We start from the raw sequence: 21033 nt of genomic DNA, 5'->3' as shown, positions 1-21033 counted from the left end.
TTTGCCCGTGCACCGGCGATGCGAGGTGCAGCCAACAAACAAAAAGCCCGGTCAAATGACCGGGCTCGATGACCACCAGCGGCGCGGGCCGCTAGCCGACCTGCTGGTGCCAGACCACGCCTTCGCGGCGCTGGCCCCAGGCATCGAAGTGCGGGCTGTAGGCAGTCTCCACCGAGGCGCGCTTGATCTTCAGGGTCGGCGTGAGGAAGCCGTTGTCCACCGCCCAAACTTCCGGCACCAGCACCAGGCCGTTGAGCTGCTCGTGCTTGTCCAGCACCTGGTTGGTCTCTTCCAGCAGGCGCTTGAGGCTGCCCTCCAGCTGCTCGCGCGACTCCTTGCGCCCGGCCTCGGACAGCACGCACAGGGCCAGCGGCTGCGGCAGGCCGTCGCCGACCACACAGACCTGCTCGATATGACTGTGCACGGCCAGGCGGTTCTCGATCGGCGCCGGGGCCACGTACTTGCCCTTGCTGGTCTTGAAGATCTCCTTGATCCGCCCGGTCAGGCGCAGGTTGCCCTCGGCATCCTGCTCGCCCTTGTCGCCGGTGCGCAGGTAGCCGTCCTCGGTGAGCACCTCGGCGGTCTTGCCCGGCTCCTTGTAGTAGCCCTGCATGGTCGAGCCGCTGCGCACCAGCACCTCGCCCTCCTCGCTGATACGCACCTCGGTGCCCGGGTTGTTCTGGCCGATCCAGCCCTTCTTGAACTTGCCGGGGCGGCACACGTGCGAGTAGCCGCAGTTCTCGGTCATGCCGTAGACCTCCTGCAGCTCCAGGCCCAAGCGGCGATACCAGGCCAGCAGCGCATCGGGCACCGGGGCGGCGCCGGACAGGGCGAACTGCACCGCATCCAGCCCCAGCCCGCGCAGGACCTTGCGCCCGATCAGACGGCCGAGCAGCGGGATGGACAGCAGGAAGTCGAGCTTCTGCGCCGACATCTTGGAGTAGACGCCCATCTGGAACTTGGTCCAGATCCGCGGCACCCCGAAGAACACCGTGGGCCGGGCGCGACGCAGATCGTCGAGGAAGGTATCCAGGCTCTCGGCGAAGAATACGGTCATGCCGCTGTACAGCGAGTTGAGCTCGACGAACATGCGCTCGGCCACGTGGCACAGCGGCAGGTAGGACAGCGCGCGGTCCTGCTCGCCGACGCCGAACAGCTCGGTGGCATGGCTGGCGGTGAAACCGAAGTTGCCGAAGTTGTGCATTACGCCCTTGGGCATGCCGGTGGTGCCGGAGGTGTAGATGATGGTGGCGAGCTGGTCCGGCTGGCTGCGCGGCCGGTCCTGGATCGGCGCGCAGGCCTGCAGGTCGCTCCACTGCTTGTCGAATTTGCCTTCGGCGTGCAGCGGCAAGGCCACGGTGATCACCCCCTCGGGTACGCCGGGAGCCATGGCCGGCCAGTCGTCGAGCTTGCCGATAAAGGCCACTTTCGCCTCGGCATGCTCCAGCACCTGGCGCACCGATTCGGCGGTGAGGTTGGGATACAGCGGCACCGAGACATGCCCGGCCATCCAGATGGCCAGGTCGGTGACTATCCAGTGGGCGCTGTTCTTGGAAATGATCGATATCTTGCTGCCCTGCGGCAGCTCCAGGCTGCGTAGCCAGCTGGCGGCGCGGCGGGCCTGCTCGCCCACCTCGGCCCAGGTCAGCTGTTCCACCCGACCACCGCCTAGGGGCTGGATCAGGTAGGTCTTGTTCGGATGACGCGACTCGCGCTCGAAAAACGCTTCGAGCGGCAAACGGACTGCACTGGCCACGGGGCCTCCTTGTTTGTTGTTTTTGTCACAGGGAGCAACCAAGCACTTGCTTGGTCGAATATTCCATGCGTCAGGAGGTGCGGCAAGTGAAGAAATGTTACAGGAGCGCAGGGTCGCTCTAGTGCGGGTGATGCAGGCCGGCCAGGTGCATCAGGCCAGGCACGATGTCGCCGTCGAGAGCGACCAGGCTGGCGGTGTGCAGGCCCAGGGGCTCCTGCAGATTGCCATGCAGCAGCAAGCCGGAAAGGTTGCCGAGCAGCGGGTTGTGGCTGACCAGCAGGCACTCGCCAGGATAGTGCTCGAAACGGTCGGCGGCCGTGCGCGGCGAGTCATCCGGCGTGGCCCAGTCCACCGTGGTCAGCGGCAGCGTGAGGCCGAGGGTCTCGCGCACCAGCTCCGCCGTCTGCTGGGCACGCAAGTAGGGGCTGACCAGGATGTGCGCCAGCTCCCGGCCACGCAGGTGCTCGGCGCTCTTGCGCACTTCCTTGCGGCCGCGCTCGGTGAGGGCGCGCTCCGCGTCGCTGCGCGCACGCGGTTCGGCCTCGCCGTGGCGCAGCAGCCAGAGGGTCACAGCTTGGGCTCTTCGTCGCGCACCGGGTGCGGCGCCGGCGGAATGCTGTGCGGCTCGATGCCTTCCGGGGCACGCGGAGTCGGCCAGTCGGCGAATGGCCAGGGCTTCTCCTCGCTATTGAAGGTGCCGAAGCGGCCGATCTGCTGCAGGTACTGGCTGAGGCTGTCGCCGAAGCCCTGCAGGGTACCGTTGGGCGCGCCGTAGAACAGGCGATAGCCGATCTGCAGCAGCACCACGCCGCCGAGGATGATCTCCGCCAGCTGCCAGACGATGGCGAAGATCACCATCCACAGAATGCGCAGGGCAATGGACTCGCGCTCCAGTTCCTTGTTCGGTTCGCTCATGGTGCTCTCCTTGGATGGTCAGAAACCGCTGGGGGAAATGAAATCCACGTCGGTCTTCGGTTCGCCGCGCATCAGCGCCTCTATGACCTGGGCCAGGGTGCGGCCCTCGAACAGGATGGCATGCAATCCGGCGACCAGAGGCATGTACACCTGCAGCTCTTCGGCCTTGTGCTTGAGCACCTTGAGCGTATTGACGCCCTCGGCCACCTCGCCCAGGCGCGCCACCGCGTCTTCCAGGCTGAGGCCCTCGCCCAGGGCATAGCCGACCTGGTAGTTGCGGCTCTTCGGCGAGGAGCAGGTGACGATCAGGTCACCGACCCCGGCCAGGCCGAGGAAGGTCATGGGGTTGGCGCCGAGCTTGACGGCGAAGCGGGTCATCTCCGCCAGGGCGCGGGTGATCAGCATGCTCTTGGTGTTCTCGCCCATGCCCATGGCCGCGGCCATGCCGGCGATGATGGCGTAGACGTTCTTCAGCGCGCCTCCCAGCTCCACGCCGAAGCTGTCGCGGCTGGCATAGACGCGGAAGGTGCGGCCGTGCAAAGCCGATTGCACGCGCTGGCAAAGCTCGTCGTCCTCGCTGGCGATCACCGAGGCGGTCAGCGCGTGTTCGGCAATCTCGCGTGCCAGATTGGGGCCGGACAGCACGCCGATGCGCGCCTGGGGTGCCACTTCGGCGAGGATCTGGCTCATCAGCTTGAAGCTCTCGGCCTCGATGCCCTTGGTGGTGCTCACCAACAGCTTTCCGGCCAGACCGGCGGCCACTGGCTGCAGCGCCTTGCGCAGGGCCGACGACGGCAGGGCGACAAAGACCAGTTCGCAGGCCGCCAGGGTGGCCGGCAGGTCGGTGACCGGCTCGATGCCGGGCAGCAACTTGATGCCTTTCAGATAGCGCGGGTTCTCGCGCTGGGCGCGCATCGCCTCGGCCTGCTCTGGGTCACGCATCCAATGCAGGACACGCTGGCCGTTGGCGGCCAGGAGGTTGGCGATGGCGGTGCCGAAGCTGCCGCCGCCCAGTACTGCAACAGGTTGTTGCTCGGTCATAAGAGTTCCAAACAGGCCATCCAGATGGCGAAAGCCGCATTATCACGAAGCCCTGGCCGACCGACCAGTCCCCAGCGTGACCCGCCGCGCAGAGCGTGCGCTGGCAAAGCTCGGCTTCTCGGTTAACATGCGGCAGTCATGCCCAGAGAACAAGGCCGTTCCGTGCTCACATCCCTTCCCCGCCAACTCCCGCGCCCAGGCTGCCGGGCCGCGCGGCGCGCAACACCCGAGCCTGCCAGCGTGGCGGGCCTCTCTCTGCGACTACGCGAGCCGGCCGATGTTCGGGCGTAATTGGGACATCCATACCCGCACCCAGCTGATCAGTGTCGGCCCGGCCCTGCTGCTGACCCTGCTGCTGACCGGTTTCTTCACCCATTCGCGCCTCGAAGACCTGCGCCAGGAGATCAACCACGCCGGCCAGCTGATGGCCAACCAACTGGCGCCGGCCTCGGTGCATGGCGTGGCAGCCGGCGATACCAGAGTGCTGGAGAGCCTGCTGCGCGCCACCCTGCAGACCCCCAACGTGCGCTTCCTCGAGGTGCGCGACCGGGCCGAGAACATCCTGGTCTACGTCGAGCAGCACAACGAGCAGAGCGCCTCGCGGGTGGGCATCTTCCATGCGCCGATCCGCCAGGAGAACGGTGCCGAGCCCGACGGCTACCTGGGGCGGGTGGTGGTCGGCATGTCCGACGAGTCCTTCACCAGCCGCCAGCAGGCGATCCTGCTCAAGGCCACTATACTGGCCCTGGTCGCCCTGCTACTGACCTTCTTCCTCGCGCGCCAGCTGGCGCGCCGCCTGGCGCAGCCGATCAGCGCCATGGGTGAGGCGGTAGAGGCGATCAAGGCCGGCGACTACCAGACCCAGTTGCCGGAGAGCGATACCGGCGAACTGGGCGACCTGGCCCGGCACATCAACAATCTGGCCGTGGAGCTGGACAACGCCAGCCGCGAGCAGCGCGAGGCCATGCAGCAGCTGATCCAGACCCGCGAGGAAGCCGAGCAGGCCAGCCGGGCCAAGTCGGACTTCCTGGCGATGATGAGCCATGAGCTGCGCACCCCCATGAACGGTGTGCTGGGCATGCTGCAGCTGCTGGAAACCACCGAGATGACCCGGGAGCAGGCGGAATACGCGGCCCTGGCCACCGAATCCACCGAACACCTGCTCAAGGTGATCAACGACATCCTCGACTTCTCGCGCATCGAACGCGGCGCGCTGGAGCTGGAGCGCATTCCGTTCAACCTGCAGGAACTGCTGCAGGGCTCGATCCAGGTGTTCCAGCACAGCGCCCACCAGCGCGGCCTCTACCTGCGCCTGGACACTCCGCCGGGGCTGGAACAGTTCGAGGTACAGGGCGATCCGACACGCATCCGCCAGATCCTGGTCAACCTGCTGGGCAACGCGCTGAAGTTCACCGAGGAAGGCGGCATCCGCATCGAGACCCACTGGCAGCCGCTGGACAACGAGGTGCTGTGGTTCACCTGCGCCGTGCACGACAGCGGTATCGGCATCGCCCCGCAGCGCCTGGAGCACATGTTCGATGCCTTCCAGCAGGCCGATACCTCGATCTCCCGGCGCTATGGCGGTACCGGCCTGGGCCTGTCCATCGCCCGTACCCTGGCCGAGCGCATGGGCGGCACCCTGCACGCCACCAGCCTGGAAGGCAGCGGCTCGGTATTCACCCTGGAGATTCCCCTGCCGTTCTGCCTGAGCAGCCCCAGCCAGGAGCCTCAGGAGCGCAGCGAGCCTGCGTCCGGCGAAGGCCAGGAAGTGCTGCTGGTGGAAGACAACCCGGTCAACCAGACGGTGATCGAGGCCATGCTGCGCAGCCTGGGCTATCGGGTCGAACTGGTCGGCGATGGCGCCCAGGCGGTGCAGCATTTCGACCCGCAGCGCTTCGTTGCCGTATTGATGGACTGCCGCCTGCCGGTCATGGATGGCTACGAGGCCACGCGGCAGATTCGCCGCCAGGCCCCGCAATGCAGTACTCCGATCATCGCATTGACCGCCAACGCCCTGCAGGGTGATCGTGAAGCCTGCCTGCAGGCCGGCATGAACGATTACCTGGCCAAGCCGTTCAAGCGCGCCGATCTGGAACGGGTGTTGCTGCGCTGGCTGGGCAAACGCAGCCAGACGCTGCAGCAGGAATACTAGAATCCGCCGAGCGAACGAGACGTAGAGGATTTGCGCCACACTCAGCCGGTATACAAGTGTTCACAAGAGGCTGTGACTTTCACCAGGACGCAACAGTCTATGACTAGTCTGCCGCTACACAAGAACATTCGCGGCACAGCTTTAGCCCCGCCGAGGGGACCATTTGAGGAGTTCGCATGACCAAGCAAAACGCCTATTCCCGGGAAGAATTGCTCGCCTGCAGCCGCGGCGAACTGTTTGGCCCGGGTAATGCGCAGTTGCCCGCCCCCAACATGCTGATGATGGACCGCATCGTCCATATCAGTGAAACCGGCGGTAAATACGGCAAGGGCGAGATCATCGCCGAACTCGACATCAATCCGGACCTCTGGTTCTTCGCCTGCCACTTCGAAGGCGACCCGGTGATGCCGGGCTGCCTGGGCCTCGACGCCATGTGGCAGCTGGTCGGCTTCTACCTCGGCTGGCAGGGCAACCCCGGCCGCGGCCGCGCCCTGGGCTCGGGCGAAGTGAAGTTCTTCGGTCAGGTGCTGCCGACCGCCAAGAAACTCACCTACACCATCCATATCAAACGTACCATCAGCCGCTCGCTGATCCTCGGCATCGCCGATGGCAGCGTCAGCGTCGATGGCCGCGAAATCTACAGCGCCGAAGGCCTCCGCGTCGGCCTGTTCACCTCTACCGACAGCTTCTGAAGGACATTTCCGCATGCGTCGCGTCGTGATCACCGGTCTGGGCATCGTCTCCTGCCTGGGCAATGACAAGGACACCGTTTCCGCCAGCCTGCGTGCCGGCAAAGCGGGCATCCGCTTCAATCCGGAATATGCCGAAATGGGCCTGCGCAGCCAGGTATCCGGCTCCGTCAAACTCAACCTGGAAGAGCTGATCGACCGCAAGGTGCTGCGCTTCATGGGCGACGCCGCGGCCTATGCCTACCTGTCGATGGAGCAGGCGATCAAGGATTCCGGCCTGACCCCGGAGCAGATCTCCAACCCGCGTACCGGCCTGATCGCTGGCTCCGGCGGTGCCTCCACGCTGAACCAGATGGAAGCCATCGACACCCTGCGCGAGAAAGGCGTCAAGCGCATCGGCCCATACCGCGTGACCCGCACCATGGGCAGCACCGTGTCGGCCTGTCTGGCCACGCCGTTCCAGATCAAGGGTGTGAACTTCTCCATCTCCTCGGCCTGCGCCACCAGCGCGCATTGCATCGGCCAGGCCATGGAGCAGATCCAGCTGGGCAAACAGGACGTGGTCTTCGCCGGCGGCGGCGAGGAAGAACACTGGAGCCAGAGCTGCCTGTTCGACGCCATGGGCGCCCTCTCCACCCAGTACAACGAGACCCCGGAAAAGGCCTCGCGCGCCTACGACGCCAAGCGTGACGGCTTCGTCATCGCCGGCGGTGGCGGCATGGTGGTGGTCGAGGAGTTGGAACACGCGCTCAAGCGCGGCGCCAAGATCTACGCGGAAATCGTCGGCTACGGCGCCACTTCCGACGGCTACGACATGGTCGCACCGAGCGGTGAAGGCGCCATCCGCTGCATGCAGCAGGCCCTGGCCACCGTCGATGCCCCGATCGACTACCTGAACACCCATGGCACCTCGACCCCGGTCGGCGACGTGGCGGAAATCCGCGGAGTGCGCGAAGTGTTCGGCAGCAAGGCACCGGCCATCAGCTCGACCAAGAGCCTCTCCGGCCACAGCCTGGGCGCCGCCGGCGTGCAGGAGGCGATCTACTGCATGCTGATGATGGAGGGCGGCTTCATCGCCGGCTCGGCCAACATCGACGAGCTGGACCCGGAGGTCGCCGACCTGCCGATCCTGCGCGAAACCCGCGATGCCCAGCTCAACACCGTGATGAGCAACAGCTTCGGCTTCGGCGGCACCAACGCCACCCTGGTGCTGCAACGCTACCAAGGCTGATCGCAGCTGCAATGAAAACGGCGCCCTCGGGCGCCGTTTTTCGTTTCAGCGGGCTCAGATCCGGAAGCGCGCCACCAGACCATTGAGGCTTACCGCCAGGCGCGACAGCTCCTGGCTGGCGGCGCTGGTCTGGTTGGACCCGGCCGAGGTCTGTAGCGACAGGTCGCGGATGTTCACCAGGTTGCGATCCACCTCGCGGGCCACCTGGGCCTGCTCCTCCGAGGCACTGGCGATCACCAGGTTGCGCTCGTTGATCGAGGTGATGGCCTCGGCGATTTCGTCCAGCGCGCGCCCGGCCGACTGGGCCAGGGCCAGGGTCGAGCCGGTGCGCTGGGTGCTGTTATGCATGGCACTGACCGCCCGCTCCGTGCCCTGCTGAATGCCGCCGATCATCTGCTCGATCTCCTGGGTGCTCTGCTGGGTGCGATGGGCCAGGGCACGCACCTCGTCGGCCACCACGGCGAAACCGCGCCCTGCCTCGCCGGCACGGGCCGCCTCGATGGCCGCGTTGAGCGCCAGCAGGTTGGTCTGTTCGGCGATGGAGCGGATCACGTCGAGCACCTGGCTGATGCCGTGGACCTGCTGGGCCAGGCGGCCGATCTGGGTCGAGGTCTCGGTCACGTCCTCGGCCAGTTGGCCGATCGAGTCCACCGTCTGGCGCACCTGCTCGCGGCCGTGCTGGGCGCTGCGGTCCGACTCGCGCGAGGCCTCCGAGGTGTTCACCGCGTTGCGTGCCACCTCCTCCACCGCCGAGGTCATCTGGTTCACCGCGGTGGCCGCCTGTTCGATCTCGGCGTTCTGCTGGTGCAGGCCCTGGGTGGCGCCGTCGGTCACCGCCGTCAGCTCCTCGGAGGCGGCGGCCAGTTGCCGGGACGAGTCGGAGATGTGCTGGATGGTCTCGCGCAGGCTGCGCTGCATGCGCTTGAGCGCCTCCAGCAGCTGGGCCGGCTCGTCGCGGCCCTCTATGCTGAAATCGCGGCTGAGGTCGCCGGAGGCCACCACCTCGGCCACCTCCACCGCCTGGGCCAGCGGCCGCACGATGCTGCGGGTGAGCAGCACGGCCAGCACCAGGGTCACCAGAGCCGCCACCAGCAGCATGCCGAGCACCATGCGCACGGCACTGCCGTAGGCGGCATCGCTCGCGTCGGCGGCCTTCTGCGCGCCCTGCTGGCTCATCTGGGTCAGTTCGCTCAGGGCCTTGGCCATGGCGTCGGCATGCTGACCGAGCGGGCCGTTGGCCACCGCCAGGGCCTCGTCCAGCTGCTCCTGGCGCGAATGCGCCATGATCTTTTCCTGCTCGGCCAGGTAGTTGCCTTGGGCCTTCTCGAATACCTGATAGGCGGCGCGTTCCTGCTCGCTGCCAATCAGCTTCTCGTAGCGCTGCTGGGCCGCACCCAACTCGCTCTTGAGGCCCTGCAGACGCTGCTCGTTCTGGCTCAGGCTCTGCGGGTCGCGGTTGATCAGCAGGCGCAGAGTCAGGGCCCTGATACGCAGGATGCTCTGGCTCATCTCGTTGAGCGCCTGGATGCTCGGCAGCCGGTTGTCGTTGACCTCGGCGGACTGGCGCTGCATCTGCCCCATCTGCAGCAGCGAGAAGCCGCCGAGGAGCAGCATCAACAACGCAAGCGAGGCAAAGCCCAGTCCGGCTCGGGGGGCGATCTTCAGATTTCGTAGGTACATGCAACGTCCTTGGCTTGGTCCATGGACTAGTAAGCCAAGCAAAAGGACGTGCCAAACGCCAGCCAGGCGGCTGGCGTCGCCGGGTTCAGCGCACCGTGAAACTTTGTTCGAGCAGCTTGCGGTCGCCCTGGAAGACCATGAACTGCCAGTCGCCCGGCACCACCTCATGGTGCTCGGTGAACTCGAAGGCCATCACGTCCTGCGGCGCGCCGACCACCAGTTTCTGCTGCAGCTCGATCTTGTCCTGGCGCCTGCCATCCGGACCGACCAGGCCGGGAGTGAAGTACATCAGGGTCAGCGGTTGCTCGGCCTCGGTCTTGCCGATCAGCTGATAACGCACGCCGAACTTGGTACCCAGGCGCGCCGGCACTACCTCGGTCTGCTCGATCGGCTGGTTGGCGCGGCTGAGGATGCGCTCGCCCGGCTGCGGGTCCTTGATCGGCGCACTGGCGAACACGCCGTACTCGATGGGGCCCTCCACCTGCACATCGGCCAGGGCCAGGTTGGAAAACAGGCCCAGCGACAGGGCCAGGGCAGACAGGCTGAACAGTTTCATCTCGCGCTCCTTGTGGAAAGTTGGCGCGAGGCTATGACGCGGCGGTTACAGGCTGATGACAGTCAGTCGCGCAGCTGCGCCTGGTGCTTGCGCGGCAGCACGGCGAGGAAGTTGTCGCGCGCCACCTTGTGCGCCACGTCCTCCGGCAGGGCATCGAGAAAGGGACGGAAATCGGCCATGTACTGGCCCAGGCCGTCGAAACGTCCGACTACGTCCGAACCCAGCATGAAGCGCGCCGGATAGCTGCTGACCAACTTCACCCAGCGCGGATCGGGCCGCCCCTCGGCGTCCAGCAGATAAGGCCGCAGCACGCTCCAGGACAGATCGATATACAGGTTGGGATACTCGCCGAGCATGCGCTGCAGGGTCGGCAGGAGGAAATCCAGCTTCTCCTGGTGCCGATGGATCTCCAGGCTGGTACCGGCGTGAGCCCAGATGAAGCGCACGTGCGGATGGTTGCGCAGCGGCTCCTCGATCTCCTCCAGGTACAGCGGATTGCGCTCGCGCTTGGAGGTGATGTTGCTGTGCACCAGCACCGGCAGATCGTACTCGGCCGCCAGGTGATAGATGCGGGTCATGGCCTCGTTGTTGGCCCGCGGCGTATCGCCGTAGGTCAGCGCGGTGAGGTCGTCGTGGCGGGTGAATACCTCGCCCAGGCCCTGCCACAGGCCGGGATCCAGCTCCAGCATGCGGCGGATATGCGCGTCGGAGTTCTTGTCGGCGGGATTGAAGCCGCTGAGGAAAGGATGGAAGCGCTGGCGCTGCTCGGCCGGCAGGCGCCGCAGGGCATCGGCCACCAGCACGTCGGTGGCGCTGTACCAGTACGCGCCGGCATCGTCGCCGGCGTAGTAACGCGGTCGCTTGGGCTCGTCCTCGTGCCATTTCTTGGCTACCGGAATGCCACTGATCATCGCGTGGTCGATGTTGCCGACGGCCATGGCCTCCAGCAGCGGGGTCATGCCCTCGCTCTCCTGGAAGAAGTCGACGTAGTGCAGATGGGCATCGCTGAAGCGATAGTCGCGGGCACTGGCTGGCAGGGCCAGCAGGCCGCAAAAGGCGGCGCACAACAGGCTGCGGACGGACAAAGGCATGACTCCCTGGCGTTTCGAGCAAGAGTAGACCGCCGCCTCTCCCATGCCGTTCACTGGCGAGCGTGCGTGCGAAAGGCCATCATGATGCATCCCTCAGCGCGAACCCTGTGCATGCCCATCGCCCGCCTCGCCACCCTGCTCATGCTCTGCGCCACGGCGCTGGCCGCCGAGCCGCTGACCTATCCGCTGCATTCCAATGGCGCCGATCCCGAGGCCTATGTGGTCGAGCTGCTGCGCCAGGCCCTGGCCAGGAGCGGCGGCGACTACCAGCTGCACCCGTCGCACCGGCCCATGACCCAGAGCCGCGCGGAACAGTCGCTGGAGCAGAACGACGGCAGCGTGCAACTGATGTGGACCATGACCACCAAGGCCCGCGAGGAAAGCCTGCTGCCGGTGCGCATCCCGATCTACAAGGGCCTGATCGGCTGGCGCGTGCCCCTGGTGCGGCGCGAGGACAAGGACTGGCTGGCCAAGGTACATAGCGCGGCGGATCTCAAACCGCTGCGCATCGGCCAGCGCGCCGACTGGCCGGACACCCGCATCCTGCGCAGCAACGGCCTGCAGGTGATCACCAGCCAGAGCTACGACAGCCTGTTCCGTATGCTCGATGCGGGCCGCTTCGATCTGTTTCCCCGCGAAGTGGTGGTGGTCTGGGACGAGCAGGCGCAAGCCGCCAAGGCGGGCCTCAATCTGGAAGTCGACGAGCACATTGTCATCCACTACCCCAGCGCCTTCTACTTCTTCACCTCGCGCGCCCGCGCCGACCTGGCCGGCCACATCGAGCGAGGCCTGGAGGCGATGATCGCGGACGGCAGCTTCGAGGCCCTCTTCCAGCAGTACCACGGCGCCACCATCGAGCGCGCCGAGCTGGAGCGGCGCCGGGTGATCGAGCTGGAGAACCCCGATCTGCCGCCGCAGACGCCGTTCCAGCGCGAGGAACTCTGGTACCGGCCGAACGCACCGCAATAGCGCCCGGCGAACCGTGTTGGCGCAGCCCTGGGCGCGGCTCGCCCGCCCGAGCCTTGTGACACAGCGCACAGAACCGCATGGCACCCTGCTTGCACCGCTCCCGGCAGAACCATCAGGGAGATGCACCATGCTGCAGTTGCTGCGCAAACCCTCGCGACGCGAACGGGACGAAGAAGCCTTCGCCGCCCTCTTCACCCGCCACGACCTCACCACCCGCCTGCCCGAGCAGCAGCCCTGGATGGGCCGCCTCAACCGCTTCAGCGACGGCCTGCACCAGCGCATCCGCACCAGCCTCGGTGCCGCCGTCGGCATCGCCGCCCACGCCCCGCAGCTGGCCAGCATCGCCAGCGCCAACCAGGAGAGCGGACAGAGCCTGGCGCAATCCTCGGAGCTGATCGCCAGCGCCAGCGAGCAGGTCACCACCACCCTGGACGCCGAGCTGGTGCCCGGCGCAGCCGAAGTCGCAAGGCTGTCCGGCGAGGTCGCCGCCACCCTGCGCCAGTGCCAGCAGAGCGGCCAGGCTGTGCTCGGCCAGGTGGACGCCATCGGCGCCTGCGAGGCGCAGCTGGGCCAGGTGATCGGCAACCTCACCGCGCAGCTGGAGGAAGTCAGCAAGGTCATCGGGGTGATCGCCAGCATCTCCCAGCAGACCAACCTCCTCGCGCTGAACGCCGCCATCGAAGCCGCCCGTGCCGGCGAGCACGGCCGTGGCTTCGCCGTGGTCGCCGAGGAAGTGCGCCGCCTGGCCGGCCACACCACCGAGGCCACCGGCCAGGTCGGGCAGATCATCGAGCGCTTCCGCGACGGCATGGACCAGCTCGGCGCCGCCGGCGAACGCATGCACCAGGCGGTCGAGGACGGCCGCAGCGGCATGCTGCAGGTCGGCAGCGGCCTGGACAGCACGCGCCAGGCCATGGACCGCCTGGACGAGCGCGTCGGCCATATCGCCACCGGCACCGAGCAGATCGGCGCGGCGGTGCGCTCGATCAACGGCGACGTGCAGCAGATCGCCCAGGTGGCCGGCGACCTGCTCGGCAAGGCCGGCCAGGTGCTGCGCCACAGCCAGGCGGTGCGTGAGGATGGCGACCGCCTGCTGCAGGGCCTGGGCGACTTCCGCCTGGAGCTGCACCGCTCGGTGCAGAGCGGTGTGGAGCAACTGGCGAGCGACGCGCGTCTGGCCGGCGACATCGCCGCCGCCGAACGCCTGTTGAGCGAGACGCTGCGCCGCGACGCGCGCTTCGAGCTGTTCTACCTGGTCGACGCCAACGGCCGGCAGCTGTCGGAGAACATCTTCGCCGCGGACGTGCCGCACCAGGGCGCGCCCAGCTGCCGCGGCCGCGACTGGAGCCAGCGCCCCTGGTTCCGCCGCGTGGCGGACGACCTGCGCAGTCACATCACCTCGGTCTATCGCTCCTCGGCCACCGACGACTTCTGCTTCACCGTGTCGGTGCCCATCCTCGGCACCGATGGCCGCTTGCTGCGCGTGCTTGGCGCCGATGTGCGCCTCTCCGTGCTGGTCTGAGGATCGCCGCCTGGGCTAGGCTGGAGCCATCCAACCTAGCCTGGGAGCCACCATGATCCGCATCAGCACCGAGTCCGGCCTGCGCCACAGCATCGAAATCGGCGAGCACGTGCTGCACACCGACGTGCCCGAATCCTTCGGCGGCAGTGCCTCCGGCCCCGAGCCGCACGACCTGTTCGACGCCGCCCTGGGTGCCTGCAAGGCCCTGACCCTGATGCTCTACGCCAAGCAGAAAGGCCTGCCGCTGGAAGGCCTCGACGTGCAGGTGCAACGCGACGACAGCGAGGAGCGCCAGGGCATCTACCGCCTCAACGTCGAACTGCAGCTGCACGGCGCGCTGGACGACGCCCAGCGCCAGCAGCTGCTGCGCATCGCCGACAAGTGCCCGGTGCACAAGCTGATGACCAGCACCGAAGTGCAGGTGGCCACCCACCTGGGCGACCAGGCATGAGCGAGCCGCTGCTGATTCGCCCCAAGGCCGAGGACATCGCCGGCCAGCCGATCCTGCGCCCGCTGCCCTCGGCCAATTGCCGCAGCGTCGGCCCGTTCGTGTTCTTCGACCATATGCTGGAAAAGGCCTATGCCCCCGGCAGCGGCATGAACATCAACCAGCATCCGCATATCGGCCTGTCGACCCTCACCTACCTGTTCGACGGCGAGCTGCAGCACAAGGACAGCCTGGGCTCGGACCAGCTGGTGCGGCCCGGCGACGTCAGCTGGATGACCGCCGGCCGCGCCGTCGCCCATGTCGAACGCACCCCGCAACACCTGTGGCAGAGCGGCTCGCGCCTGCACGGCCTGCAGGTGTGGCTGGCCCTGCCGCAGCACCTGGAAGAAGGCGAGCCGAGCTACAGCCACCACCCGGCCGCCAGCCTGCCGCGCAGCGAGGCCATGGGCGTGCAGATCACCCTGATCGCCGGCAACGGCTTCTGCCTCGAATCGCCGGTACCCATGCACTCGCCCACCCTCTATGCCGAGCTGAAGCTCGCGGCCGGCGCCAGCCTGCTGATTCCCGCCGAACACCGCGAGCGCGCGCTGTACCTGGTCGAGGGCGAGGCCCAGCTGGAAGGCAGCGACCTGCCGCTGCGTGGCCTGGCCGTGCTGCCAGAGGGCGAGGAGCTGCTGCTGAGCGCCTGCGGCGAATGCCACCTGGCATTGATCGGCGGCGAGCCGCTGGGGCCGCGGCGCATGTACTGGAACTTCGTCGCCAGCGATGCCGCACTGCTGGAGAAGGCCAAGCAGAACTGGGCGGCCTGGGACTGGCCACGAGTGCCCGGCGAGAGCGAGCGCATCACCCTGCCCGGCATCTGATGAGCTCGGATCAGGCGAAGACTTCCTCGAACAGGTCGTACATCGCGGCGAAGGCGCGGCGCGCCACCTTGGCGTCGTACTGCATCTTGCCGGGAATGTTGGCCTGTTTGTCGGTAAAGGAGTGTGCAGCGCCACCGTAACTGGTCAGCTGCCAGTCGACATTGGCAGCGCTCATCTCTTCGATGAATCCGGCCAGCTGCGCGCGGGGCACAAAGGGATCGGCGGCGCCATCGAGTACCAGCACGGCGCCTCGGATGTTCTGCGCATCAGCCGGGTTGGCCGTGTCCAGGGTGCCGTGGAAGGACACCGCGGCCTTCACCGCCGCGCCGTCGCGGGCCAGCTCCAGTGCGCAATGGCCGCCGAAGCAGAAGCCGAATACCGCCAGCCGGCTGGGGTCCAGCGCCGTGCCGGGCTGGGCCTTGAGCGTAGCGAGGGAAGCCTGCAGGCGCTGGCGCAGGATCGGCTTGCCCTTCACCGCCATCATCGCCGCGGCGGCCTCCTCGTGGTTCTGCGGGCGTATGCCGACACCGTAGACGTCGGCGACCAGCACCACGTAGCCGCGCTCGGCCACCTGGCTGGCGATCTCGATGGCACCGGCGGACACCCCCATCCAGTTCGGCGCCAGCAACAGGCCCGGCCGCGGCCGTGCATGCGACTCGTCGTACAGCAGCTGGCCCTCGAACGGCTGGCCATCGATTTCATAGCGAAGGGGTCGGTTGACGATCTGGCTCATGCTGCCTCCTCTCGGCCCGACGGCGGGCAAACGGCCGCCGCGAAGCGACAAGACTAGTCAGTCCTGAGGATTGCGCACTTCTTCATCGGCCAGGCCCTGGATATAGGCAGCGAAGCCCGGGTCCTCGCCGCGCAGCAAGTGCGGCAGGCGCTCGCGAAAGTCCTCGCGGCGGCTCCACTCGCGCATGTAGTCCTCCCAGGAGTGCCAGCGGCGGCGCTGCTTGTCGTCCATGTCATCTTCGTAGGCCAGCAGGTAGGCGCGCTCGAACAGCGAGATCAGCATGTCGAAGATCACCCACATGCGCTCGCGTTGCTCGTCGCTGAGGTCGGGGGTGGCGGCCTGGCTGCGCAGGCGCAGGTCGGGGTTGGCCAGCACCACTCCGAGGAAGGCGATATAGGCGTCGGATATCTGCTGCCAGATGGCCTCCTCCTCGTTCTCGCGCTCCTTGCGCTGCTCGAAGAGGAACACGCCGATGGCGAATGGCAACGCCACCACGGTGACGATGTAGGACAGCAGTTCCCAGGTAGGCAGACTCATGATGGCTTCCAGACGACAGAGGCCGGCATTGTGCCCTACTCCGTCTCCGCCCAGCGCTCCTTGATCTCGAGAATTGCCGGCAGCTGGCCGAGGAACAGCTCCACCAGCTCAGGGTCGAAGTGGCGGCCGCTCTCGCGACGCAGGAAGTCCACTGCCTCCTGCACCGGCCAGGCCGGCTTGTAGGGGCGCACGCTGGTCAGCGCGTCGAACACGTCGGCGATGGCGACGATGCGCCCGGCCAGGGGAATCTCCTCGCCCTTGAGGCCGTTGGGATAGCCGCTGCCGTCCCACTTCTCGTGGTGAGTGAGGGCGATGATGCGGGCGGTCCTGAGCAGGCCGGAGTCGTGTTCGCCAATGATCTCCGCGCCGATCTGTGCGTGGCTGCGCATCACCTGCCACTCGGCATCGTCGAGCTTGCCGTTCTTCTGCAGGATGGCGTCGGGAATGCCGATCTTGCCCACGTCGTGCATGGGTGCGGCGTTGAGCAGATCGTCCGCCTCGTGCTCGCTGAAGCCGGCGGCCTTGGCCAGGATATGGGTGTAGTGGCTCATGCGGATCACGTGCAGGCCGGTCTCGTTGTCCTTGTATTCGGAGGCCAGGCCCAGGCGCTGGACGATCTGCAGACGGGTCTCGTGCAGCTCGTCGACCCGCACCAGCGACAGGTGGGTGCGCACCCGCGCGCGCACGATGGCCGGGCTGACCGGCTTGGTGATGTAGTCCACCGCGCCGACCTCGAAGCCGCGGGCCTCGTCCTCGACGTCGGCCAGGGCGGTGACGAAGATTACCGGGATAGCCGCCGTCGCCGGCTGGGCCTTGAGTCGGGTGCACACCTCGTGGCCGGTCATGCCCGGCATCATCACGTCGAGCAGGATCAGCGCCGGACTCTCGCGCTCGGCCAGCTCCAGTGCCTTGTCGCCGTCCTTGGCGAACAGCAGGCGATAGTCCTCCTGCAGAATCTGCCGCAGCACCTGCAGGTTGGTCGGCTCGTCGTCCACCAGCAACAGCTTGGGGCGGGCATCGGCGGGTCTGATCATTGCGGCGTGTCTCCAGGGCCGAGCAGCTCGGCCAGCAGCGCGTCGGCGCGCTCGAAGTCGAAATCGTTGATGGCGCCTTCCAGGGCATGGGCCTGTCGGGCCGGCAACGCGGCGCTCAGGCGCTGCAGCGCCTCCTCGTCCAGCTCGCCATGCTGCAAGGCAGCGCGGGCGTGCTCGACCAGTTCGGCCAGTTCAGCGGCCGGCATGGCCGATGCGCTGCTCTCTTGCACTGTAGCCGGCAGTGGCAATTCGACCGGCAAGGCGGCGAGCGCGGCCTGCAGCGCCGCCAGCAAATCGTCCACCGAGGCCGGAATGGCGCCCTTGAGGGCATGCTCCAGCTGCCCGGCCAGGCGGCTGGCACGCAGCAGCGCCAGGTTGCCGGCGGCGCCGCGCAGGCGATGCACCAGTTCGATGGCCGCCTCGCGGTGGTTGTCCTGCAGCAGGCCCGCGACTTCGGCACAGCTGCCCGCGTGCTCGTCGAGGAAGCGGCGGATCGCGGCGGCCATGGCCTGCTGACTGCCCCAAAGCTGAATGCCGCGTGGCCAGTCGATGGCCAGGTCGGCCGAGACATCCACCGCGGCGGCCTGCTCGACGGTCGGGGCCAGGCCTATCACTCGGGCGATCTCGGCGAGCAGCTTGTCCATCTCCAGCGGCTTGGAGGCGAAGCCGTCCATGCCCGCCTCGCGGGCGGCGCGGCGGTCCTGTTCCAGCACGCTGGCGGTCAGGGCGATGATCGGCGTGGCGCGCAGGCCATGAGCCTGCTCGTGACGGCGGATGCGTCGGGTGGCCTCCAGGCCATCCATGCGCGGCATCTGCACATCCATCAGCAGCACGTCGAAGCGCCCGCCGACGAAGGCGGCCAGGGCCTGCTCGCCGTCGCCGGCGGTGGTCACCCGGTGGCCCAGGGCGCCCAGGGTCAGGCTGAGCAGTTCGATGTTCTGAGCCACGTCGTCGGCGGCCAGGATGTTCAGCGCCGGCAGCAGTCGCTCTGCGCCACTGCGTTCGCTCAGTTGCTCCACGCCGGCCTGCAGGGGCAACTGCACATGGAACACGCTGCCCGCCCCCAGGCGGCTCTCCACCGTGATGCTGCCGCCCATCAGCTCGGTCAGCTGGCGGGCGATGGTGGTGCCCAGGCCGGTGCCGCCGAAGCGCCGGCTCATGGAGGCATCGGCCTGGGCGAACGGATCGAAGATGTGCTGCAGGCGGTCCTCGGCGATACCGATGCCGCTGTCGCGCACGGCGAAGTGCACCTGGCCCGGCACGCCGCTGACCTCCAGGCGCACCCAGCCGCTCTCGGTGAATTTCACCGCGTTGCCCACCAGGTTGGTCAGCACCTGCTGGATGCGCAGGGAGTCGCCCTTGAAGTAGTCACCCAGGCTCTCCTGGTAGTCCAGGCTCAGGCTAAGGCCCTTGGCTTCCGCCCCCAGGCGCAGGGAATCGCAGACCTGCGCGCACAGCTCGCGCAGGGACAGGTCGCGGTTCTCCAGCTCCACCGCGCCGCGCTCCAGCTTGGCAGTATCGAGGATGTCGTTGAGCAGGCCGAGCAAGGAGCGCGCGGCCTGGCGCACGGTGCCCAGGTGCCGGCGCTGCTGTTCGTTGAGCACGCTGTCCAGCAGCAGCTCGGTGAAGCCGATGACGGCGTTCATCGGCGTGCGGATCTCGTGGCTCATGTTGGCCAGGAAGGTGGTCTTGGCGGCTGCCGCCAGCTCGGCCACTTCCTTGGCGTCGCGCAGGGCCTCTTCCATCTCGCGGCGCTGGCTGAGGTCGGTGGCAAACTTGATGACCTTGAACGGCTTGCCGTCGGCGTCGAAGATCGGGTTGTAGGAGGCCTGAATCCACACCTCGCGACCGCCCTTGGCCAGGCGCAGGTACTCGCCGGAGTCCAGCTCGCCACGCCCCAGTCGCGCCCAGAAGTCGGCGTACTCCTGGCTCTCGGCAACGTCCTGGGCACAGAACATGCGGTGATGCCGGCCCTGGATCTCCTCCAGGCGGTAACCCATCAGGTCGAGGAAATTCTGGTTGGCGTCGAGGATATTGCCCTGCAGATCGAACTCGACCACCAGCAGCGCCCGGCGGATGGCGGTCACCGTGCTTTCGAACTCGGCATTGCGCAGCTTGCTGTCGGTGATGTCGAGCAGCACGCCGTCGATCCACTTCGGCTCGCCGTGCTCATCGAGCACCGCGCTGCCGCTCTCCCAGATCCAGTGCTCCACACCCTGGCGGTCATACAGGCGGTACTCGACCGTGTAGTTGCGGCCCTGGCCGATGGCCGCCAGCACCTCCTCCGCCACGAGCTGGAAGTCCTCGGGGTGGTACAGGCTGCTGATCGACTTGCGCTGGCTCATGAAGTCGTCCGCGGTCCACCCGGTCAGCTTCTCCACCGCGTCGCTGATGAACAGCATGGTCCAGTCGTCATCCAGCAGGCAGCGGAACGACACGCCGGGAATATTGCCGATCAGCGAACGGTACTGCTGCTCGCTCTCGCGCAGGGCCTGCTCGATGCTCTTGCGCTCGCTGATATCGCTGACGAAGCCGACATACAGGGTCTTGCCCGGCAGGTTGACCAGGCCGATGGCCAGGCGGATCGGCAGCAGGCTGCCATCCTTGCGCAGCGCCTCCACTTCGCGACTGCCGCCGATGATGTCGCTGCGTCCTTCGCGCATCAGCCTGGGCAGGTAGTCGAGGAAGCCCTGGTGGTAGCTCTCGGGAATCACCGTGTTGATGTGCCGCCCGATCAGTTCGCCCCTGCCCCAGCCGTACATGCGCTCGACCGCGGGGTTGGTGCCCTCGATCACGCCCTGATCGTCGATGATGACGATGCCGTCCACCGCGGTTTCCAGGATCGCGCGCAGGCGCGACTCGCTGCCCTGCATCTGCCGGAACAGCTGGCGATAGCGCAACAGGCCGTTGGTGGCGGCGACGAACACGGTCAAGGTCACCGTGATCAGGGCCACGGCCAGGGCGATGAACACGCTGTCCGCATTGCTCTGCTGGTCCAGCGCTTCGCTGCTGCCGATGAAGCGCGCCGCCGCCATGCCGGTGTAATGCATGCCGGAGATGGCCAGGCCCATGACCACGCCGCTGGCCATGATCGCCTTGCCCGATGACAGGCGCCCACGCAGGCCGAAGCGGACCCACAGGGCGAGAATCGCCAGAACCACCGCCACCAGGATGGACAGCGCGAACCAGTAAGGGTCATAGCGCAGCAAGGGCGCCATCTGCATGGCCGCCATGCCGCTGTAGTGCATGGCGCCGATACCGGCGCCCACCAGTACGCCACTGGTGACCAGCTGGAAGCGGTTGATCGTGCGGCGCACCAGCAACTGCAGAGCCACCCAGGAGGCGCCCAGGCTCGGCAGCAGCGACAGCAGCGTGAGACCAGGGGCATAGTCGACCCGCGCGCAGAGCTGGAACGCCAGCATGCCGATGAAATGCATCGCCCAGACGCCACCGCCCAGGGCCAGCGAACCGGTGATCAACGCCACCTGCCGGTACAGGCGGTTGTCGCTGAGGCGTGCCATGCCCGCCACCTGCAAGGCCATGCCCGAGGTGAACATGGCAATGGCCAGCGACAGCCCCACCAGCCAGGGATTGTGGCTGCCGTACAGGAGCAGGTTGGGATCGGCGTCGAGCAGAAAAAGGCTGGTCAGATACGACATGCGGGGCGGCAACGGCAAGTTAGGCAGGCAGAAGCATATCGGCGGTGGGCCGTAGCTCTTTAGATGGCCATTAAATAGCCACTACCGCACAAGCTCCAGCGCTTTCTACTGTCTCCCGCCGGATGGCGGGCATAAAAAAGCCCGCCGAAGCGGGCTT

Annotated in this window: 17 protein-coding genes and 2 pseudogenes; 7 read left to right on the top strand and 12 right to left on the bottom strand. The window is 67.1% G+C overall.

Annotated features, from left to right (window positions below):
• Positions 1-91: 91 nt before the first annotated feature.
• From OH686_RS00480 to OH686_RS00465, 4 genes are all read right to left on the bottom strand, one after another.
• A complete protein-coding gene (locus OH686_RS00480) occupies positions 92-1756 on the bottom strand; it encodes an AMP-binding protein (RefSeq protein WP_289535652.1) in 1665 nt (554 codons plus the stop codon).
• Positions 1757-1874: 118 nt separating this feature from the next.
• The gene (gene sixA / locus OH686_RS00475; RefSeq protein ID WP_289535651.1) at positions 1875-2327 is read right to left on the bottom strand and encodes a phosphohistidine phosphatase SixA; all 453 of its coding nucleotides are present in this window, start codon (positions 2325-2327) and stop codon (positions 1875-1877) included.
• Positions 2324-2671 (bottom strand): DUF4389 domain-containing protein, encoded by a 348-nt coding sequence (locus OH686_RS00470; RefSeq protein ID WP_137973310.1) that lies wholly within the window; start codon positions 2669-2671, stop codon positions 2324-2326. The genes sixA and OH686_RS00470 overlap by 4 nt, the downstream gene beginning before the upstream one ends.
• A gap of 18 nt (positions 2672-2689) precedes the next feature.
• Positions 2690-3712, bottom strand: a complete 1023-nt coding sequence (locus tag OH686_RS00465; protein ID WP_289535648.1) for an NAD(P)H-dependent glycerol-3-phosphate dehydrogenase — start codon at positions 3710-3712, stop codon at positions 2690-2692.
• A gap of 277 nt (positions 3713-3989) precedes the next feature.
• Here OH686_RS00465 and OH686_RS00460 point away from each other — a divergent pair, with 277 nt between their 5' ends.
• The 3 genes from OH686_RS00460 (at position 3990) to fabB (ending at position 7784) form a co-directional block, all read left to right on the top strand.
• Entirely contained in the window at positions 3990-5864 is a 1875-nt protein-coding gene (locus tag OH686_RS00460) for an ATP-binding protein (protein ID WP_289535647.1), read from the top strand.
• 176 nt (positions 5865-6040) lie between these two features.
• Positions 6041-6556: a 3-hydroxyacyl-[acyl-carrier-protein] dehydratase FabA gene (gene fabA / locus OH686_RS00455; protein ID WP_137973313.1), complete on the top strand. Its 516-nt coding sequence runs from the start codon at positions 6041-6043 to the stop codon at positions 6554-6556.
• A 13-nt stretch (positions 6557-6569) separates the two neighbouring features.
• Positions 6570-7784, top strand: coding sequence for a beta-ketoacyl-ACP synthase I (gene fabB, locus OH686_RS00450; RefSeq protein ID WP_289535645.1), 1215 nt, complete (start codon positions 6570-6572; stop codon positions 7782-7784).
• Positions 7785-7838: 54 nt separating this feature from the next.
• On the opposite strand, the gene OH686_RS23295 is transcribed toward fabB, so the two are convergent.
• The 4 genes and pseudogenes from OH686_RS23295 to OH686_RS00435 form a co-directional block, all read right to left on the bottom strand.
• Positions 7839-8894, bottom strand: coding sequence for a methyl-accepting chemotaxis protein (locus tag OH686_RS23295; RefSeq protein WP_502942794.1), 1056 nt, complete (start codon positions 8892-8894; stop codon positions 7839-7841).
• Positions 8895-8921: 27 nt separating this feature from the next.
• Positions 8922-9464 (bottom strand): annotated as a pseudogene (locus tag OH686_RS23290) (MCP four helix bundle domain-containing protein); the annotation flags it as partial.
• 85 nt (positions 9465-9549) lie between these two features.
• The gene (locus OH686_RS00440) at positions 9550-10020 is read right to left on the bottom strand and encodes a DUF3859 domain-containing protein (RefSeq protein WP_289535642.1); all 471 of its coding nucleotides are present in this window, start codon (positions 10018-10020) and stop codon (positions 9550-9552) included.
• Positions 10021-10082: 62 nt separating this feature from the next.
• Entirely contained in the window at positions 10083-11111 is a 1029-nt protein-coding gene (locus OH686_RS00435) for an amidohydrolase family protein (RefSeq protein WP_289535640.1), read from the bottom strand.
• A 111-nt stretch (positions 11112-11222) separates the two neighbouring features.
• On the opposite strand from OH686_RS00435, the gene OH686_RS00430 reads away from it, so the two are divergent.
• The 4 genes and pseudogenes from OH686_RS00430 to OH686_RS00415 all read left to right on the top strand — a co-directional run bounded on the left by OH686_RS00430 (position 11223) and on the right by OH686_RS00415 (position 14913).
• Complete coding sequence (locus tag OH686_RS00430; RefSeq protein ID WP_289535638.1) at positions 11223-12080, top strand: substrate-binding periplasmic protein; 858 nt, start codon at positions 11223-11225, stop codon at positions 12078-12080.
• A 616-nt stretch (positions 12081-12696) separates the two neighbouring features.
• Positions 12697-13602: pseudogene (locus OH686_RS23285) on the top strand (methyl-accepting chemotaxis protein); the annotation flags it as partial.
• 40 nt (positions 13603-13642) lie between these two features.
• On the top strand, positions 13643-14053 hold the full coding sequence (locus OH686_RS00420) for an OsmC family protein (protein WP_289538749.1): 411 nt from the start codon (positions 13643-13645) through the stop codon (positions 14051-14053).
• A complete protein-coding gene (locus OH686_RS00415; RefSeq protein ID WP_289535634.1) occupies positions 14050-14913 on the top strand; it encodes a pirin family protein in 864 nt (287 codons plus the stop codon). Before OH686_RS00420 ends, OH686_RS00415 begins: the two co-directional genes overlap by 4 nt.
• A 10-nt stretch (positions 14914-14923) precedes the next feature.
• Here OH686_RS00415 and OH686_RS00410 read toward each other — a convergent pair whose 3' ends face one another.
• The 4 genes from OH686_RS00410 to OH686_RS00395 are packed head-to-tail and all read right to left on the bottom strand — an operon-like array spanning position 14924 to position 20876.
• Positions 14924-15646, bottom strand: a complete 723-nt coding sequence (locus OH686_RS00410) for a dienelactone hydrolase family protein (RefSeq protein WP_289535633.1) — start codon at positions 15644-15646, stop codon at positions 14924-14926.
• Positions 15647-15703: 57 nt separating this feature from the next.
• A complete protein-coding gene (locus tag OH686_RS00405; protein WP_289535632.1) occupies positions 15704-16183 on the bottom strand; it encodes a hypothetical protein in 480 nt (159 codons plus the stop codon).
• 35 nt (positions 16184-16218) lie between these two features.
• Positions 16219-17217 (bottom strand): HD domain-containing phosphohydrolase, encoded by a 999-nt coding sequence (locus OH686_RS00400; protein ID WP_289535631.1) that lies wholly within the window; start codon positions 17215-17217, stop codon positions 16219-16221.
• Positions 17214-20876: a PAS domain S-box protein gene (locus tag OH686_RS00395; RefSeq protein ID WP_289535629.1), complete on the bottom strand. Its 3663-nt coding sequence runs from the start codon at positions 20874-20876 to the stop codon at positions 17214-17216. Before OH686_RS00395 ends, OH686_RS00400 begins: the two co-directional genes overlap by 4 nt.
• Positions 20877-21033 lie beyond the last annotated feature (157 nt).

It is taken from the genome of Pseudomonas sp. SO81 (assembly GCF_030374125.1).
Lineage (GTDB): Bacteria > Pseudomonadota > Gammaproteobacteria > Pseudomonadales > Pseudomonadaceae > Aquipseudomonas.
The sequence above is the reverse complement of the archived record's forward strand: the minus strand, read 5'-3'. Positions and strand labels throughout refer to the sequence as shown.